17 protein-coding genes and 1 riboswitch are annotated in these 17,423 nt (G+C 73.1%); of the genes, 9 read left to right on the top strand and 8 right to left on the bottom strand.

Features of this window, described 5'->3' with window-relative positions; all coding sequences use genetic code 11:
- The first annotated feature begins 112 nt into the window (after positions 1–112).
- From LCD31_RS09595 to LCD31_RS09565, 7 genes are read left to right on the top strand one after another with little or no spacing between them, the layout of a single operon-like run.
- On the top strand, positions 113–952 hold the full coding sequence (locus tag LCD31_RS09595; protein WP_224957399.1) for a mycofactocin-coupled SDR family oxidoreductase: 840 nt from the start codon (positions 113–115) through the stop codon (positions 950–952).
- Complete coding sequence (locus LCD31_RS09590) at positions 949–1,371, top strand: nuclear transport factor 2 family protein (protein WP_224957396.1); 423 nt, start codon at positions 949–951, stop codon at positions 1,369–1,371. Before LCD31_RS09595 ends, LCD31_RS09590 begins: the two co-directional genes overlap by 4 nt.
- Entirely contained in the window at positions 1,368–2,918 is a 1,551-nt protein-coding gene (locus tag LCD31_RS09585; RefSeq protein WP_224957394.1) for an AMP-binding protein, read from the top strand. Before LCD31_RS09590 ends, LCD31_RS09585 begins: the two co-directional genes overlap by 4 nt.
- Positions 2,915–3,364: a hypothetical protein gene (locus LCD31_RS09580; RefSeq protein ID WP_224957392.1), complete on the top strand. Its 450-nt coding sequence runs from the start codon at positions 2,915–2,917 to the stop codon at positions 3,362–3,364. Before LCD31_RS09585 ends, LCD31_RS09580 begins: the two co-directional genes overlap by 4 nt.
- Before the next feature lie 5 nt (positions 3,365–3,369).
- A complete protein-coding gene (locus tag LCD31_RS09575) occupies positions 3,370–3,774 on the top strand; it encodes a MaoC family dehydratase (protein ID WP_374201646.1) in 405 nt (134 codons plus the stop codon).
- A 5-nt stretch (positions 3,775–3,779) separates the two neighbouring features.
- Positions 3,780–4,205 carry a thioesterase family protein gene (locus LCD31_RS09570; RefSeq protein ID WP_224957390.1) on the top strand — a complete coding sequence of 142 codons (426 nt, stop codon included), beginning with the start codon at positions 3,780–3,782 and terminating at the stop codon, positions 4,203–4,205.
- 17 nt (positions 4,206–4,222) lie between these two features.
- A complete protein-coding gene (locus LCD31_RS09565) occupies positions 4,223–5,098 on the top strand; it encodes a 3-methyladenine DNA glycosylase (protein WP_224957389.1) in 876 nt (291 codons plus the stop codon).
- Between the two features lie 104 nt (positions 5,099–5,202).
- Here the strand turns inward: LCD31_RS09565 and LCD31_RS09560 are convergent, their stop codons facing one another.
- From LCD31_RS09560 to LCD31_RS09525, 8 genes are all read right to left on the bottom strand, one after another.
- On the bottom strand, positions 5,203–5,487 hold the full coding sequence (locus LCD31_RS09560) for a HesB/YadR/YfhF-family protein (protein WP_224957388.1): 285 nt from the start codon (positions 5,485–5,487) through the stop codon (positions 5,203–5,205).
- Between the two features lie 84 nt (positions 5,488–5,571).
- On the bottom strand, positions 5,572–8,469 hold the full coding sequence (gene gcvP, locus LCD31_RS09555; protein ID WP_224957387.1) for an aminomethyl-transferring glycine dehydrogenase: 2,898 nt from the start codon (positions 8,467–8,469) through the stop codon (positions 5,572–5,574).
- Positions 8,470–8,633: 164 nt separating this feature from the next.
- A riboswitch (glycine riboswitch) is annotated at positions 8,634–8,736 on the bottom strand.
- Positions 8,737–9,088: 352 nt separating this feature from the next.
- On the bottom strand, positions 9,089–9,709 hold the full coding sequence (locus LCD31_RS09550; protein ID WP_255614343.1) for a MerR family transcriptional regulator: 621 nt from the start codon (positions 9,707–9,709) through the stop codon (positions 9,089–9,091).
- Positions 9,710–10,015: 306 nt separating this feature from the next.
- A complete protein-coding gene (locus LCD31_RS09545; protein ID WP_224957385.1) occupies positions 10,016–10,492 on the bottom strand; it encodes a bifunctional nuclease family protein in 477 nt (158 codons plus the stop codon).
- Positions 10,493–11,017: 525 nt separating this feature from the next.
- Positions 11,018–11,476 (bottom strand): glycogen accumulation regulator GarA, encoded by a 459-nt coding sequence (gene garA, locus LCD31_RS09540; RefSeq protein ID WP_224957384.1) that lies wholly within the window; start codon positions 11,474–11,476, stop codon positions 11,018–11,020.
- A 115-nt stretch (positions 11,477–11,591) separates the two neighbouring features.
- Positions 11,592–11,975: a glycine cleavage system protein GcvH gene (gene gcvH / locus LCD31_RS09535; RefSeq protein WP_224957382.1), complete on the bottom strand. Its 384-nt coding sequence runs from the start codon at positions 11,973–11,975 to the stop codon at positions 11,592–11,594.
- Between the two features lie 155 nt (positions 11,976–12,130).
- Positions 12,131–12,736, bottom strand: coding sequence for a CDP-alcohol phosphatidyltransferase family protein (locus LCD31_RS09530; RefSeq protein ID WP_224957460.1), 606 nt, complete (start codon positions 12,734–12,736; stop codon positions 12,131–12,133).
- 322 nt (positions 12,737–13,058) lie between these two features.
- Complete coding sequence (locus LCD31_RS09525; protein ID WP_224957459.1) at positions 13,059–13,277, bottom strand: hypothetical protein; 219 nt, start codon at positions 13,275–13,277, stop codon at positions 13,059–13,061.
- Positions 13,278–13,710: 433 nt separating this feature from the next.
- On the opposite strand from LCD31_RS09525, the gene LCD31_RS09520 reads away from it, so the two are divergent.
- Together LCD31_RS09520 and LCD31_RS09515 are read left to right on the top strand one after the other, a co-directional pair.
- Positions 13,711–15,588, top strand: coding sequence for a propionyl-CoA synthetase (locus LCD31_RS09520; RefSeq protein WP_224957381.1), 1,878 nt, complete (start codon positions 13,711–13,713; stop codon positions 15,586–15,588).
- Between the two features lie 145 nt (positions 15,589–15,733).
- Positions 15,734–17,296 carry a beta-N-acetylhexosaminidase gene (locus LCD31_RS09515; RefSeq protein ID WP_304614536.1) on the top strand — a complete coding sequence of 521 codons (1,563 nt, stop codon included), beginning with the start codon at positions 15,734–15,736 and terminating at the stop codon, positions 17,294–17,296.
- Positions 17,297–17,423: the final 127 nt, after the last annotated feature.

Genomic DNA, 17,423 nt, shown 5'->3' with positions numbered 1-17,423 from the left:
TTGACAGCAAGATCGGCACGGCCATACTCCGCTACGGAGCCGGGGCTCCGGACCGGGGCCGCGGGCTCCCGGCAGCACGCGCACCGCGGGGCGCGCGAAGAAGGGCGGACGGATGGCCGATCGGATGGCCGGCAAGGTCGCGTTCATCACCGGGGCGGCACGGGGGCAGGGACGTTCTCACGCGCTGCGGCTGGCCGCCGAGGGCGCCGACGTCATCGCCGTCGACCGGTGCGCCGAGATCGACTCGGTCGCGCCGGTCTACTCGATGCCCACCGAGCACGACCTGGCCGAGACCGCCCGCCGCGTCGAGGAACTGGGCAGGCGCGCGGTGGCCCGGATCGCCGACGTGCGCGACTTCGACGGGCTGCAGGCCGCGTTCGACTCGGGCGTGGCCGAGCTCGGCAGGGTCGACGTCGTCATCGCCAACGCGGGCATCGTCTCCTTCGGCCGCAGCTGGGAGCTGACCGCCGAGCAGTGGCAGGACATGATCGACGTGAACCTCACCGGGGTCTTCCACACTGCGAAGGCCGCGATCCCGACGATGATCGAGCAGGGCGACGGCGGCTGCCTGCTGCTCATCTCCTCGGTCGCCGGGTTGAAGGGCCGCGGCGGGCTGGCGCACTATTCGGCCGCCAAGCAGGGCGTGGTCGGGTTGATGCAGAGCCTCGCCGGTGAGCTCGGCGAGCACGGCATCCGGGTCAACACGATCCACCCGACGAACGTGAGCACGCCGATGATCCAGCACCCGACCTTCTACGGGATGTTCAGCCCGCCCGGCGCGGAACCGACGCTGGAGAACGCGGAACCGGCGATGCGGGCGATGCACGTGCTGCCGACGCCGTGGGTGCGCGAGTCCGACGTCAGCGACGCGGTCGCGTTCCTCGCGGGCGACGAGGCGCGGTTCGTGACCGGCGCGGCGTTCCCCGTCGACGCCGGGGTCGGCGTCCGGTGAGCGCGGCGGTCCGCTCCGCCGTCGAGGACGTGCTGGCGCGCTACGCGCTCGGCTACGACGAGGGCGATCTGGAGCTGCTCGCGGACTGCTTCACCGCCGACGCCGAGCTGTCGGTGCACGTGGCGGACGGCGCGGTGACGGGCCCGGTCCGCGGCCGCGACGCCATCGTCGAGCTGGTCCGGGGGACGGCGCGTTCGCAGCGGGACCGGCGCAGGCACGTGCTGAGCAACCTGGTGCTGGAGCACGCCGGTGACCGGGCACGGGCGCGCAACTACCTGACCCTGTTCGCGGTGGCGGACGGCGCGCTGCGCGCGGTCACCACCGGCCGCTACCTCGCCGAGCTGCGCGGAGCGCCGGACGGAGCCGGGGGCTGGCGGATCAGCAACCTGCGGGTCGAGCTGGACCTGCCGTTCTCGTGACGCTCAACCAGGGCCTCATCCCGGCGAAGTGGGCGGCGCTGGCGCCGCGCGCGCTCGCCGTGCACGACGTGCCGACCGGACGGCGGGTGCGCTGGGCTGAGCTGGACGAGCGGGTGCGGCGGCTCGCCAACGGACTGCTCGGGCTCGGGTTGCGCCGCGGCGACCGGGTGGCGGCGCTGTCCCGGAACCGGGTGGAGCTGCTGGAGCTGTACTTCGCCTGCGGCCGGGCCGGGCTGGTGCTGCAACCGCTGAACTGGCGGCTCGACACCGCGGAGCTGGCCCGGCTGCTGCGGGACGCGACGCCGCGGGCGCTGATCACCGCCGCCGAGTGGTCCGCGCAGGCCGCGGAGCTGCGGCGGACCTGCGACCTGGCGCACTGGCTGGAGTTCGGCGGTGACGGCGGCTACGAGGAGCTGCTGGCCGCCGCCTCCGCCGCCGAACCGCCCGGTAGCGAGCACGTCGGCGATCACGACCCGTTCTTCATCCTCCACACCGGCGGCACCACCGGCCGCAGCAAGGGCGCGCTGCACACCCACCGCAGCGCCGAGGCGGGCGGCGTGCACCAGACCGTCGCCGAGCGGATCGTGCCGGGCGACGTGTACCTGCTGACCGGGCAGATGTTCCACATCCCGATCGTGCTGGCGATGAACTACCTGCGGCACGGCTGTCCGCTGGTGCTGGTGGACTTCGCGGCCGAGCAGGCGTTGCGGGTCATCGAGCAGGAGCGGGTCTCGGCGTTCCTCGGCATCACCACGATGCTGAACTGGATGCTCGCGGTGCCGGGGTTCGACCGCTACGACCTGCGCAGCCTGCGCAACATCCAGTACGGCGGCGGGCCGATGCCCACCTCGGTGGTGCGGGCCGCGCTGGAGTCGTTCCCGTGCTCGCTGATCCAGGGCTACGGGCAGACCGAGGGCCCGGGCATGGCGTTCCTGTCCCAGGAGGACCACGCGGCAGCGATCGCCGGGCACCACCCGCACCGGTTGCGCTCCTGCGGGCGGGAGGGCTTCGGGGCCCGGCTGCGGGTGCTGGACGACTCGGGTGCCGAGGTGCCGCGGGACGGCCGCACGCCGGGCCAGATCGTGGTGCGCTCGGAGGCGAACATGGCCCGCTACTGGAACCGGCCCGAGCTGACCGCGCGCACGCTGCGCGACGGGTGGTTGTGGACCGGGGATGTGGCGACCTGGGACGAGGACCGTTACGTCTACGTGGTCGACCGCGCCAAGGACATGATCATCTCGGGCGGGGAGAACATCTACAGCGTCGCCGTCGAGGAGGCCGTCGCGGCCCACCCCGCGGTGCTGGAGTGCGCGGTCATCGGCGTGCCCGATCCGGAGTGGGGCGAGAACGTGAAGGCCGTCGTGGTGCTCAAACCCGGCACCACCGCCACCGAAGCCGAGATCATCGCCGCCGCCCGGCAGCGGCTGCCGTCCTACCAGAAGCCGAAGTCGGTGGACTTCGTCGCGAGCCTGCCCAAGGCGCCGACCGGGAAAGTGATCAAGCGCGAGCTGCGCGCCCCCTACTGGGCGGATCAGGAGCGGACATGACCTCAGCCGTACCCGACGAGGCGGCGCTGGCCGAGCTCGTCGGCACCGAGTTCCCCGGCGGGGAGTTCACCGTGGAGCCGTGGTGGGTGCGGCTGGTCAACGACTGCGCGCTCGCCGATCCGGACGACGGGGCCGGCAGCCCGGTGTTCGCGTTCCTCGCCGCGACCTCGGCGATGGGGGTGAGCTGGGAGCGGTTCTGGGGCTGGTTCGGCGCCCGCGAGTCGGACGGCCCGATGGCCGGGGAGGTGCACACCGTGCTGCACCGCCCGCTGCGGGTCGGCACCACCTACGCGGTGCGGGGCCGGATCGAGTCGGCACGGCGCAAGCGCGGCGCTCGCACCGGCGTGTTCGACCTGGTCGAGTACCGGCTGGACCTGCACGAACCGGACGGGTCGGCGGCCGCGTCCTGCACCAGCTCGATCCTGTTCCCGCGGCGGCCCCGATGAGCGGCGTGCGGCCAGGGGACGTGCTGCCCGACCACCAGGTCGGCCCGGTCAGCGCGGAGAAGATGAAGACGATGGCCGCCCTGATGCGGGACGCCAACCCGATCCACTTCGACCCGGCCGCGGTGCGCGCCCTCGGGCTCGGCGATCGGGTGGTGAACCAGGGGCCGCTGAACCAGGCGTACGTGGTGTCGATGCTGGCGCGCTGGGCGGGCGGGGCGCACCGGATCCGGGAGCTGCGGTTGCGCCACCTCGGCGCGGTGTTCGCCGGGGACCGGTTGCGCGCGCACGGCACGGTGACCGGCGTGTCCGAACAGGACGGTGTCCTGGTGGCGTCCTGCGCGGTCGGACTCGACGTGCTCGGCGGCGATCCGGTGCTCTCCGGCACCGCGTCCGTCCACATCGGAGGGTGATGGCGGTGGACCAGGTGCAGCGCTTCCGGCTTTCCTACGGGGACTGCGACGCGCTCGGCATCGCGTACTTCGCGATCTACTACCCGTGGATGGAGCGGGCCTACAGCAGCTGGCTGCACGCCCGCGGGCTGCGCTCGGCGGAGCTGGCCGCGCAGCTGGGCACCGGGACGGTCGGGGTGCGCTCGGCGGCCACCTACCTGGCGCCGGTGCGGGTGTTCGACGAACTGGCCTGCGAGGTGGTGCAGGACCGGGTCGGCACCACCTCCTACTCGCTGGGCTTCGAGTTCACCCGGGACGACGAGCTCGTCGTCCACGGCCGGATGACCTTCGCCTGCCACGACCCGGAAGGCGCCAAGGCACCGGTCCCGCCGCGGCTGCGGGAGCTGATCGCGCAGCTGCGCCCCGGCCGGACCGGCCCCGACGAGGGCTGACCTATCCTGGCGGCACTATGCGAGTGCTGGGCGAACAGGAATGGCGGGACCGCGCGAACGCGCACCGGGAGCGGGTGGAGCGCTGGACCGGACCGCACCGGCGCAGGCAGCGCGCCGGGGAGAAGCACCCGGTGATGGACTTCCTGTTCACCTACTACTCGCACCGCCCGTCGCTGCTGGAGCGCTGGCAGCCCGGTTTCGGCGTCGCGCTCGAAGGCGGCGCCGAGTTCCTGGAGCGCCGCGGCTACCGGCGCGTCCCCGAGGGCGTGGCGCTGGACCCGGCGGTGCTCACCGCGAAGCGCCGCGAGTCGGTGCGCTTCGTGCACGGGCTGCTCACCGCGGTGCGCTCCCGCAGCCCGCAGCTGGGCTGCTTCGGGCTGCACGAGTGGGCGATGGTCTACCGCACCTCCCCCGGCGACGTGCGCCACGAGTCCTGGCCGCTGCGGCTCGGGCACGCGGGCACCGACGCGGTCGTCGAGTCGATGCCCATCAAGTGCACCCACCACGACGCCTTCCGGTTCTTCACCCCGCCCGCGCGGCCGTTGAACGCGCTGCAACCGGCCCGCGAGGACCAGGTCGCCCTGGAACAGCCGGGATGCCTCCACGGCAACATGGACCTGTTCAAGTGGGCCTACAAACTGGATCCGCTGGTGCCCGCCGAACTCGTCGCCGACTGCTTCGAACTGGCGGTGGACATCCGCGAGCTGGACATGCGCGCCAGCCCCTACGACCTCGCCGCCCTCGGCTACCCGCCGGTCGCGGTGGAGACGCCCGAGGGCCGCGCCGCCTACGTGCGCGCGCAGCGCGAGTTCGCCGAGCGGGCCGCGCCGCTGCGGGACCGGCTGGTGGAACACTGCGAACGGCTGCTGGCCGTTTCGCAGCCGGTGGGCTGAGCCCGGAACGCGGCAGCGCCGACCAGGCCGGGGAAGGTCGCTCCCCCGCTCCCGGCCGGCGCTGTCGTCGGCTCGGTGACCCGCGCGCGGCGGGTCGCTGCGGCTCAGTCCCGGACGGCCAGGTTCAGCTCGCCGTTGTCGTCGCGCTCGGCGTCGAGCACCTTGTCGCCCAGCAGCGACGCCGCCTGCGGTTCGAGGAAGACCCGGGCACCGGATTCCTCCAACACCTGGTCGTCTCCCTGCGGCTCGCTGGCGATCGACGCCTGCAACTCGGCCTGCCCGGCCTCGTCCGCGACCGGGGCGATGCGCAGCCCCGATCCTTCGGGCGAGTCACCGCCGGCCAACACGACCTTGATGACCTCGGCTGCGCTCTCGCTGATCGTGAGCATTGCTGCACTCCTCTCGGAGGCGATCGGATGGAGTCGCCCACCGTAGTGCATCGGCGGCGGCTCCCGCTCACCCCCGCGCCGCGGTCAGCCCTCGTAGGCCGAAAGCGGAGGGCACGAGCACACCAGGTTCCGGTCCCCGCGTGCCCCGTCGATCCGGCGCACCGCGGGCCACACCTTCGGCGCCCCGGTGCCCATCGGGTAAGCCGCCTCCGCCCGGCTGTAGGGGTGCTCCCACGGCCCGGCCAGCGAGGCCGCCGTGTGCGGAGCGTGCACGAGCGGGTTGTCGTCGGCCGGCCAGTGGCCGCCGGCGACCTTGTCGATCTCGCCCTTGATGGCGATCATCGCGTCGCAGAACCGGTCCAGCTCGGCGAGGTTCTCGCTCTCGGTCGGCTCCACCATCAGCGTGCCCGCCACCGGGAACGACATCGTCGGCGCGTGCAGCCCGTAGTCGGCGAGCCGTTTGGCCACGTCGTCCACGGTGACGCCGGAGGCCTTGGTGAGCGGCCGCAGGTCCAGGATGCACTCGTGGGCGACGAACCCGCCGGAGCCGGTGTAGAGCACCGGGAAGTGCTCGTCGAGCCGCCGCGCCACGTAGTTCGCCGCGGCGACGGCCGTCAGCGTCGCCCGCCGCAGCCCGTCGGAGCCCATCATCCGCACGTAGGCCCAGGAGATCGGCAGGATCGAGGCGCTGCCCCACGGCGCGGCGCTGATCGGCCCGACCCCGGTCTCCGGCCCCGCGGCGGGCTGCAGCGGGTGGTTCGGCAGGAACGGCGCCAGGTGCTCGCGCACCCCGATCGGGCCGACGCCGGGACCGCCACCGCCGTGCGGGATGCAGAACGTCTTGTGCAGGTTCAGGTGCGAGACGTCGGAGCCGAACTCGCCCATCCGCGCCAGGCCGATGAGCGCGTTCAAGTTCGCGCCGTCCACGTAGACCTGGCCGCCCGCCTCGTGCACCAGCCCGCACACCTGTTCCACGGTGTCCTCGTACACGCCGTGCGTGGACGGATAGGTGATCATGATGGCGGCGAGGTCGTCGCGGTGCTGGTCGACGACTTCGCGCAGGTGGTCGAGCTCGATGTTGCCCTGGTCGTCGCAGCGCACCACGACCACGCGCAGCCCGGCCATCACGGCGCTGGCCGCGTTGGTGCCGTGCGCGCTCGCCGGGATCAGGCACACGTCCCGCGCCGCCGCACCACGGCTGTGGTGGTAGGCGCGGATGGCCAGCAGCCCGGCGAACTCGCCCTGGCTGCCCGCGTTCGGCTGCAGGCTCACCGAGTGGTACCCGGTGATCTCGGCCAGCCAGCGCTCCAGGTCGTGCACGATCTCCAGCAGGCCGGTGGCGTCCTGGGCGGGCGCGAACGGGTGGAGCTCGGCGAACTCCGGCCAGGTGATCGGCTCCATCTCCGCGGTCGCGTTGAGCTTCATCGTGCAGGAGCCCAGCGGGATCATGCTGCGGTCCAGCGCCACGTCCGAATCGGACAGGCTGCGCAGGTAGCGCAGCAGCGAGGTCTCCGAGCGGTGCGCGTGGAACACCGGGTGCGTCATGTACTCGGAGGTGCGCAGCAGCGCGGTCGGCAGCGCGTCGTCGGTCTCGGCGTCCAGCTCGTCGATGCCGGCCAGCGAACCCCCGGCGATGCCGAACGCCTCCGCGACCCGCACCAGCGCTTCCCGGGTGGTGGTCTCGTCGCAGCTGACGCCGACGTGGTCGTCGTCGATGTGGCGCAGGTTGATGCCGCCGTCCCGCGCGGCGCGGACCACCTCGGCGGCCCGGCCGGGGACCTCGGCGACGAGGGTGTCGAAGAACTCGGCGTGCACGATGCGCACCCCGCCGCGGCGCAGCCGCTCGGCCAGCACCGCCGCCATCCGGTGCGCCCGCTTCGCGATGGCCCGCAGCCCGGCGGGACCGTGGTACACGCCGTACATGCCCGCCACCACGGCGAGCAGCACCTGGGCGGTGCAGATGTTGCTGGTGGCCTTCTCCCGGCGGATGTGCTGCTCGCGGGTCTGCAGCGCCAGCCGGTAGGCCTGGTTCCCGTCCGCGTCGACGCTCACCCCGACCAGCCGGCCGGGCAGCTGCCGCTCGATGCCCTTGCGCACCGCCATGTAACCGGCGTGCGGGCCGCCGAAGCCCATCGGGACGCCGAAGCGCTGCGTCGTGCCCACCACCACGTCCGCGCCCAGCTCACCGGGAGCGCGCAGCACCGTCAGCGCGAGCAGGTCGGCGCTGACCACCACCATGCCGCCGCGCTCGTGCACCTCGTCGATGACCGCCTGGTGGTCGCGGACCGCTCCGGACGCACCCGGGTAGGCCAGCAGCGCCCCGAAGAACTCGCCGTCCGGCAGCGCCGACGCGCCCGCGGACAGGTCCGCCACCACGACCTCGATGCCCAGCGGTTCCGCCCGCGTGCGCAGCACCGCGAGGGTCTGCGGCAGCACGTCGGCGTCCACCACGAACCGCGGCGACTTGGCCCGGCCCGCGCGGCGCACCAGCGTCATGCCCTCGGCCGCCGCGGTGGCCTCGTCGAGCATCGACGAGTTCGCGACCGGCACGCCGGTCAGGTCGGCCACCATGGTCTGGAAGTTCAGCAGCGCTTCGAGCCTGCCCTGCGAGATCTCCGGCTGGTACGGCGTGTACGCCGTGTACCAGGCGGGGCTCTCCAGCACGTTGCGCCGGATCACCGGCGGCGTGATCGTCGGGTAGTAGCCCAGGCCGATCATCTCGGTGTGCGGGCTGTTCAGCCTGGCCAGGTCGCGCAGCTGCTGGAGCGCCTCGGCTTCGGTGGCCGGTTCCGGCAACGCCAGCTGCAGGTCCCGCTCGCGGATGCCGTCGGGCACCGCCGACTGCCCCAGCTCCTCCAGCGAGCCGACGCCGATCACGTCGAGCATCCGGGCCAGCTCAGCGGGCAGCGGCCCGACATGGCGGTCGGCGAACGGAGTGCCGTGTTCCAGGGCGGCCAGCGGGATACGGTCTTCGGTCGTCATCGCCACACCTCATTCATCGCGACGGACAGGGCGGCAGCACGTGTGCTGCTCTCCCCCTCTGTCACTGTCCGCGACGCGAACGCCTGAGAGCTTCACCCGGTCCGTGGACCGGACTTGCACCGTCGGCGGGGAACCACGTCGGTGGTCCCGCTTTCCAGAGGTATCTCGCCCGTGCGGTCCAGCAGGCCTGAGAGGTTGTCGGGGAGGGTTTGCTCCTTCGGCGCCGCCGCTGACCAGGTCAACGGCGAACTCTCCCGCGCGGGGTCGGCGATGCACAGCAGCTTACCCGATCCGGTGACGGCCGAACGGTGCGATCTTCATCCCGCCCGATCATCCCAGCGGCACGGGGCGTGACATCGACGGGCGGTGACCCGACGGCCGCGGGCGCCAGGACGGCCTGGCCGGATCCGCCGACAGCCCGCGCACGGCGAGCGGGACCGGATAGACCGATCGGCGCCTGCGCCCGACGGGCGGGACCAGAACAGGCCGAACGGTGGCCCGCGCACGGCGAGAGCGGCCGATCGGGTCGATAGGTGGCCCTCGCACCTGCTGGCGGCAAGACCGCCGGACCCGCGCCGGACGGCACGGCGGCCACGGCGGGCCTAGCGCGCCTCGGCGATCAGCCGATGCGGCGGTCCCGGCGCCGCGACAGCTCGTCGGCGACCGGCTCGTCCGGCTCGGCACCGTCGGCGCGCTCGGCGGGGAACTCGTGGATGGTGCCGGTGATCTCGCGCATCGCACCGCTGACCGCGATGCCGAACACGCCCTGGCCACCCTGCAGCAGGTCCACGACCTCCTCGGCGGAGGTGCACTCGTAGACCGTCGTGCCGTCGCTGAACAGCGTGATGCGGGCCAGGTCCTCCACCCCGCGGTGGCGCAGGTGCTCGACCGCGACCCGGATGTTGTGCAACGAGACCCCGGTGTCCAGCAGCCGCTTGACGACCTTGAGCACCAGGATGTCCTTGAACGAGTACAGCCGCTGCGACCCGGAACCGGCGGCGCCGCGGATCGACGGCCCGACCAGCTTGGTGCGCGCCCAGTAGTCCAGCTGCCGGTAGGTGATCCCGGCGATCTGGCACGCCGCGGGGCCGCGGTAGCCGACGAGCTCGTCCGGCAGCGCGGTCTCCGGGAACGGCTTCGACCCCTCCGCGGCGGCATCCTCGCCAGGTGCTCGCTCCACCACGCCTGCCTCCCTCCGCCCGGCCGAAGCCGGCGAACCACCGAACCCGGCTCGTCGCATGATCACCACCCGAGCGCGAGGACGATCATGGAACCGGGGGTTTGACCTTCCCCGACCTGGAAAATCACATCGGGGCGATTCGCGCACTCCGAAGGTAAGCCCGCCCGGTGGGCGGGTCAACGCGACGCGCGGGGACGCCCGCCCACCCCGGGTGTGACGCACGCCCCGCCTTCGCGCACGCACCGCACCCGAAGCCGCACCCGCGCGGGCCCCGACATGCGAAAGGGACTCCCGGTGCGAGCTGCACCAGGAGCCCCCTCACGACGACGCGGGCGGCGGGGCGGGTCGTGCGCCCGCCCGCCGCGATCAGGTGTCCGCGCCGCGGAAGTCCTCCGGCGAGACCGAGTCCAGGAACTCCCGGAACTTCTCGACCTCGTCCTCCTGCTCGTCCGGGATGATCAACCCGGCTTCGTCCAGCACCGATTCGTCGGCGTGGATCGGCACCCCGATCCGCAACGCCAGCGCCACCGAGTCGCTCGGCCGCGCCGAGACCCGCACGTCCCCGTCGAAGATGAGCTCGGCGAAGAACGTGCCCTCCTGCAGGTCGGTGATCCGCACCTGCTCCAGGTCCCGCCCGAGGGCGCCGATGACGTCCTTGAGCAGGTCGTGGGTGAGGGGTCTGGCGGGTCGCACCCCCTGCTGCTCCAGCGCGATCGCGGTGGCCTCCACCGATCCGATCCAGATCGGCAGGTACCGCTCGCCCTCGGTCTCGCGCAGCAGCAGGATCGGCTGGTTGGCTGGTAGTTCCACTCGCACGCCGACGACGCGCATTTCGCTGCTCATCGACACATCGCCTCCTCCAGCGCGCCGAAGCGTGACATCCTTGGTCGAGGATCGCGCACCGACGCCTCTGACGCTACCCGCGATACGGCGGACACGCCGACCTCCGGCCGTCGTCCCCGCCCGGATTTTCCGCTCGGTGGACGGCTTTTCCGGCTCGTTCCCGGCCTCGCACCGACGGTGTCGCCGGTACCGGGCCTTTCCGTTGTCCGCCCCGGGCCGGGGCGGTCGTTGACGCCGTTGCGCACCGGTTCCGCGGCACCCGCAGGTGCTCACCGGACGCGATTCCCGCGACGTTTCCGCCGCGGACCGCCCCGGATCCGGGCGCCCGGCACCCGGGAGGGCGCCGACCGCTCGCGACGCGAACGATGTCCCCCGTCACGATACACCGCAGCACATCCCGCAGAACCCGTTCCGGAGTGCGGGAACCACCGGCTCGAAGATCGCTCGCAACGATCACCGCCGAGAACGATCGGGGCGGCGCCGGATGGCGTCGCCCCGATGCGCTCTGTCCGCGGAACGTCCGGCTCAGCGGCCCTGATCGTCGATGGGACCGGTCAGGAACACCAACCGGAACTTCCCGATCTGCACCTCGTCGCCGTTGGCCAGCACCGAGGTGTCCACCGGTTCCCGGTTGACGTAGGTGCCGTTGAGGCTGCCGACGTCGACGACGACGAAGTCGTTGCCCTCTCGCCGGAACTCGGCGTGCCGACGGGACACCGTCACGTCGTCGAGGAAGATGTCGCTGTCCGGGTGGCGTCCGGCGCTGGTGGTCTCCCTGTCGAGCAGGAACCGCGACCCGGCGTTCGGGCCGCGCTTGACCACCAGCAGGGCAGCCCCGGCGGGCAGCGCGTCGGCCCCGGAGGCCGCTGGCTCCGGGGTCGCACTCTCGGTGCTCTCCGGCTCCGAGAGGAACGGCCTGAAGACCGAGGTGGTCTCCGGTGACTGCTCCGGCGGAACGCCGCCGGGCCCGTCGTTCTGGCTCACCTGAGCTCTCCTCTGCGCGGATGGGTCGTGCAAGTGCGTTCAAACGTACCGTGCCGTCGCAGGCCGCAGACGCGGGACTCCCACCTCACGCCGTTCGCGAACCCGAGATCAACGATCATCCCTGGTTGATGATGCCTTGGTAGTCGCTCTCGCTGAGCAGTCCGTCGATCGCGGCCGGGTCCGAGAGCTTGATCTCGATCATCCAGCCGTCGCCGAACGGGTCGGAGTTGACCAGCTCCGGCTCCTGGTCGAGCTTGTCGTTGCGGGCGACGATCTCCCCCGCCAGCGGGGCGTAGATGTCGGAGACGCTCTTGGTCGACTCCACCTCGCCGATGCCGCCACCGGCCTCGACGGTCTCGCCCACCTCGGGCAGCTGCACGAACACCACGTCACCGAGCTGCTGCTGGGCGTAGTCGGTGATCCCGATGCGCGCGGTGTCGTCGCCGGTGCGCCGCACCCACTCGTGCTCCTGGGTGTACTTGATCCCGTCCGGGGCCACTGGGGTCCCGCCTTCCTCGTCGTGCCGTGGGCGGGGCGAGGTGCCGCCGCACCCGCGCGATGATCGCCACGGGCCAGGCGAGCCTAGGTCGGGGCCGCTCCCGGCCGCAAGGCGGCCGAGCGTGATCGGATCGGCACCGGCCGGACCTGGAACGATCAGGTCTTCAGCGTGCGGGCCGCGCGCACCGCGGCGATCACCTGCACCAGGTACAGCGCCCCCGCCCAGACGTACAGCGCGCCGCCCCAGCAGGTGAACGCGTAGGCGATCGGCCGCGCCACGCCCGCGAACGCGAAGTCCTCCTGCACGAGCAGCAGCAGCGGGAACGCGTACATCAGGCAGAACGTGGCGGCCTTGCCGAGGTAGTGCACCTCCGGCGGCTCGAACCCGTGCCAGCGCAGCACCGGCAGGCACAGGGTGAGGACCACGTCGCGGCCGATGAGCGCGGCCGCGGCCCACCACGGGATCACGTCGCGGAGCACGAACGCGACGAGGGTGGCGACGATGTAGAGCCGGTCGGCCGCCGGGTCCAGCAGCTCGCCGACGCGGCTGTACTGGTCGAGCCAGCGGGCGAGCTTGCCGTCGAGCCAGTCGGTCGCGCCGCTGACCACCAGCACCAGCAGCGCCAGCAGGTCGGACTGCGGGCCGAGCAGCAGCCAGAGGAACAGCGGGACCCCGGCGAGCCGCACGACGCTCAGCAGGTTGGGCCAGGTGAGCCACGGGTCGTCCCAGACGCTCGCGGCGACTTCCTTGATCCGGGCGATGCCCGGGTCGGGCGGCTGGGCGGGGTCCTCGCCCCGGCCCGCGGCGGGCTCCGCGGCCGGTTCGGTCCCGGGCTGCCCGCCGGTGCCGATCCGCGGGCCGTCCGGCTCCGGGGACGCGGGATCGCCCGCTCCACCTCGGCCTTCGGATCCGGCCGTGGTGCCGTCGGCGTCCTGCACCACAGCCCTCCCCTGACGCGGTTGTGCGTTCCGCCGCGAAGCGCTCACCTGCGCCTGCGGCTCCGGGGCACCCGGAGGCGCCCGCACCGATCAGGGTGCCACACCCCCCTCGCGGTGGCCGGGGCGGCCAGGGGTGCGCGGCCGGTCAGCGGCGGTCGTGGCTCCAGCCGCGGCGCCGCATCTCGGCGTCGGTCAGGAAGCGGGCCCGGCCGCGGTCGTCCACGCCGGCCCAGCGGGCGCGGCCGCCCACGCCTTCGAGGACGAACGAGTGCCCACCGCTCCACACCACGCTGCACGGGGTGGTGGGCAGTTCCGCCGCGTCGTCGTCACCGTCGGTGATGCCGTCCCGGTGAGTCGTCTCCACGCTGGTCAAAGCTTGACACCTCCATCACGGTCGTCGGCCGGACCGACCCCTTCGTCGACCGACCGCCTCCCCACCCACGCATCCCCACGCATTGTGTTCGACCGGCGACCGGGAGTTCCGCCGAATCCGCCTGGCCTGCGCCCAGCGGGAGCGACCCGACGCCGAATGGATGATCTTGAAAGTGCACGGGTTCGGCGCGGCCGAAACGCGACCGACCGCTCGTCGCAGGAACCCGCGATCTTCGGTCGCCGCACCGGAAACCACCCCTCCCGTCGATCGACCATTGTGGACTGTCGGGCACGCGGGCGCCACGTCCGCGGACCCGGCGCGTCGCCGCCACCGCTCGCCGGCGCCGCGTGGGTGCTGGCGCGAACGGCCCCCTTCGGGTAGACCACCGGCATCCGTCCCACACATACCGCGGGAGGTCTCGACCATGGGTGCCCACGCCGACGCGCACCGGCGCAGCCTCGCCGACCCCGACGGGTTCTGGCTGGAGGCCGCGACCGGCATCGACTGGGACCGGGCGCCGAGCAGGGCGCTGGACGAGTCCGGGCGCTGGTTCCCGGACGGGGTGCTCAACACCTGCTTCAACGCGCTGGACCGGCACGTGCGCGACGGGCGGGGCGAGCAGGCCGCGGTCATCTGGGACTCGGCGATGACCGGCGAGGTGTCCCGCTGGACCTACCGCGAGCTGCTGGACCGCACCGCCCGCTTCGCCGGGGCGCTGCGGGCGCGCGGCGTCGGCAAGGGCGACCGGGTGATCGTCTACCTGCCGATGATCCCGGAAGCCCTGGTGGTGATGCTGGCCTGCGCGCGGATCGGCGCGGTGCACTCGGTGGTCTTCGGCGGCTTCGCGCCGAAGGAGCTCGCCGCCCGCATCGACGACGCCCTCCCGGCGATCGTGGTGGCCGCCTCCTGCGGGCTGGAGCCGAACCGGGTCGTGGAGTACAAGCCGATCGTCGACGAGGCGCTGCGGCTGGCCGAGCACCGCCCGGCCGGCGGCGTGCTGGTGTTCCAGCGCGACCGGGCGCGCGCCGAGCTCGGCCCGGACGACGCCGACGCCGCCGAGGCGCTGGCGGCCGCCGAGCCCGCCGACTGCGCGCCGGTGGCGGCCACCGACCCGCTGTACGTGCTCTACACCTCCGGCACCACCGGCCGCCCCAAGGGCGTGGTGCGCGACCACGGCGGGCACGCGGTGGCGCTGCGCTGGTCGATGGGCGCCATCTACGACATCGGGCCCGGGGAGGTGTTCTGGACCGCCTCCGACGTGGGCTGGGTCGTCGGGCACTCCTACATCGTCTACGGCCCGCTGCTGGCCGGGGCGACCACCGTGGTCTACGAGGGCAAGCCGGTGGGAACCCCGGACGCGGGAGCGTTCTGGCGGGTCATCGCCGAGCACGGGGTGAAGGCGCTGTTCACCGCGCCGACCGCCTTCCGGGCGATCAAGCGGGTCGATCCGGAGGCGGCCGAGCTCGCGCACTACGACCTGTCCTCGCTGCGCACGCTGTTCCTCGCCGGGGAGCGGCTGGACCCGGAGACCTACCAGTGGGCGGTGCGCACCCTCGGCGTGCCGGTGGTGGACCACTGGTGGCAGACCGAGACGGGCTGGCCGATCTGCGCGAACCTGCGCGGCCTGGAACCGATGCCGATCAAGCCGGGATCGCCGACGGTGCCGGTGCCCGGGTTCGACGTGCGGGTGCTCGACCAAGCGGGCGCGGAGGTGCCGCCGGGAGTGGACGGTGCGATCTGCATCAAGCAGCCGCTGCCGCCGGGGATGCTGCCGACGCTGTGGGGCGACGACGAGCGGTTCCGCGAGTCCTACCTGTCCCGGTACCCCGGCTACTACCTGACCGGCGACAGCGGGCACGTGGACGAGGACGGCTACGTGCTCGTGATGGGCCGCACCGATGACGTGATCAACGTGGCGGGGCACCGGTTGTCCACCGGATCGATGGAGGCGGTGCTCGCGGCGCACCCGGCGGTGGCGGAGTGCGCGGTGATCGGCGTGCACGACGCGCTCAAGGGCCAGGTGCCGCGCGGTTTCGTGGTGCTCAAGTCCGGCGTCGAGGTCGACCCGGCGGAGCTGCGGGCAGAGCTGGTGGCCGCGGTGCGGGACCAGATCGGGCCGGTCGCGGCGTTCCGGGACGTGGACGTGGTGGACGGGCTGCCGAAGACGCGGTCGGGGAAGGTGCTGCGCAAGTCGATGCGGGAGATCGCCGACACCGGCGAGGCGAAGGTGCCCTCGACCATCGAGGACCCGGCGGTGCTCGACGCCCTCCGAAGCGCGCTGCGCGGGCAGCGACCGAGTTGATCGGCCCGTTCGCCCGGGCGGGCAGGCCGTTCATCCGGCGTTGATCGGGGGCGGGCAGGCGGCGTTTTGGGTCCGTTCGGGTGCTGTCCGCGCCGGATGGGTGGTCTATACCTTTTAGGACCTCGTTTCCGACCGGGAGTTGCCGATGCCCCTCACCCCCGTGCGCGCCGCGACGGCGGCCCTGCTGACCGGCGTGCTCACCGCCGGAGTCCTGAGCACCCTCACCCCCGCCGCCGCCGCGGATCCGCAGGCGCGGCTGCACCAGGTCGTCCCGGCTCCCGAAGCGGTGCGGGAAGCCCCCGGCGTCGCGTTCGAGCTGACCGCCGACAGCGCGATCACCGCCGACCCCGGCGCGACCGAGGTGGCCGACCTGGTCGCCGAGGTGCTGCGGCCCGCCACCGGGTTCCCGCTGGCGGTCGGCGACGGCGGCGACCTCGCGCTGCGCCTCGACGAGCCGGAGACCGGGCCGGAGGGCTACCGGCTGGAGGTCACCGCGGACGCGGTGACGCTGCACGCCGCCACCGACACCGGCCTGTTCCACGGCGTGCAGACGCTGCGCCAGCTGCTCCCGGCCGAGATCGAGAGCCCGCAGGTGCAGGACGTGCCGTGGACCGTGCCCGGCGGGGAGATCACCGACCGGCCGCGCTACGAGCACCGCGCCGCCGGGCTCGACGTGGCCCGGCACTTCTTCGACGTCGACTCGGTGAAGCGCTACATCGACCAGCTCGCGCGGTACAAGGTGAACTTCCTGCGCCTGCACCTGAGCGACGACCAGGGCTGGCGGATCCAGATCACCGATTGGCCGCGGCTGACCGAGCACGGCGGCAGCACCGAGGTCGGCGGTGGTCCCGGCGGCTTCTACACCCAGCAGGACTACTCGGAGATCGTGGCGCACGCCGAGTCCCGGCACATCACCCTCATCCCGGAGATCGACACCCCGGGGCACACCAACGCGGCGCTGTCCTCCTACGCGGAGCTCAACTGCGACGGGGTGGCGCCGCCGCTGTACACCGGCATCGAGGTCGGGTTCAGCTCGCTGTGCGTGGACGAGGACGTGACCTACGAGTTCCTGGACGACGTGATCCGCGAGATCGCCGCCCTCACCCCCGGCCCGTACCTGCACATCGGCGGGGACGAGGCGGACGCCACCACCGACGAGCAGTACCGCGCGTTCATGGACCGCGCGCTGCCGATCGTGGCGAAGTACGGCAAGACCGCGGTGGGCTGGCACGAGTACGCCAAGGCCGAACCGGCCGCCGGGTCGGTCGTGCAGTACTGGGGCACCGAGGGCGCCGACGCGGAGCTGATGGCCGCCGCCGCCGAGCGCGGCAACCGGATCCTGCTGTCGCCCGCGGACCGGTCGTACCTGGACATGAAGTACGACGAGTCCACCGAGCTGGGACTGAGCTGGGCCGGGTACGTCGAGGTGGCCGACGCCTACGGCTGGGACCCGGCGACGCACCTGCCGGGCGTGCCCGCCGAGGCGGTGCACGGCGTGGAGGCTCCGATGTGGACGGAGACGCTGGAGACCTCCGAGCACGTCGAGCTGATGGCGTTCCCGCGGCTGCCCGCGATCGCCGAGCTGGGCTGGTCGCCCGCGGCCACCCACGACTGGGAGTCGTTCCGGGCGCGGCTGGCGCAGCAGGGACCGCGCTGGGAGGCGGCGGGCATCGGGTTCACCCGCTCCCCGCAGATCGACTGGCCGTGAGCCGCCCCGCGGGGGGGGGCGGGGGCCCCCCCCCCCCCCCCCCCGGGCCCCCCCCCCCCCCCCCCGCCCCCCCCCCGGGGGGGGGGGCCCCGGGCCCGGACGGCCCCGCCCGGCCGCGCGGCGGGGG

Origin of the sequence: Saccharopolyspora sp. 6M, from assembly GCF_020176775.1 — a bacterium.
Taxonomy (GTDB): Bacteria; Actinomycetota; Actinomycetes; order Mycobacteriales; family Pseudonocardiaceae; genus Saccharopolyspora_C; species Saccharopolyspora_C gregorii.
The sequence above is the reverse complement of the archived record's forward strand: the minus strand, read 5'-3'. Positions and strand labels throughout refer to the sequence as shown.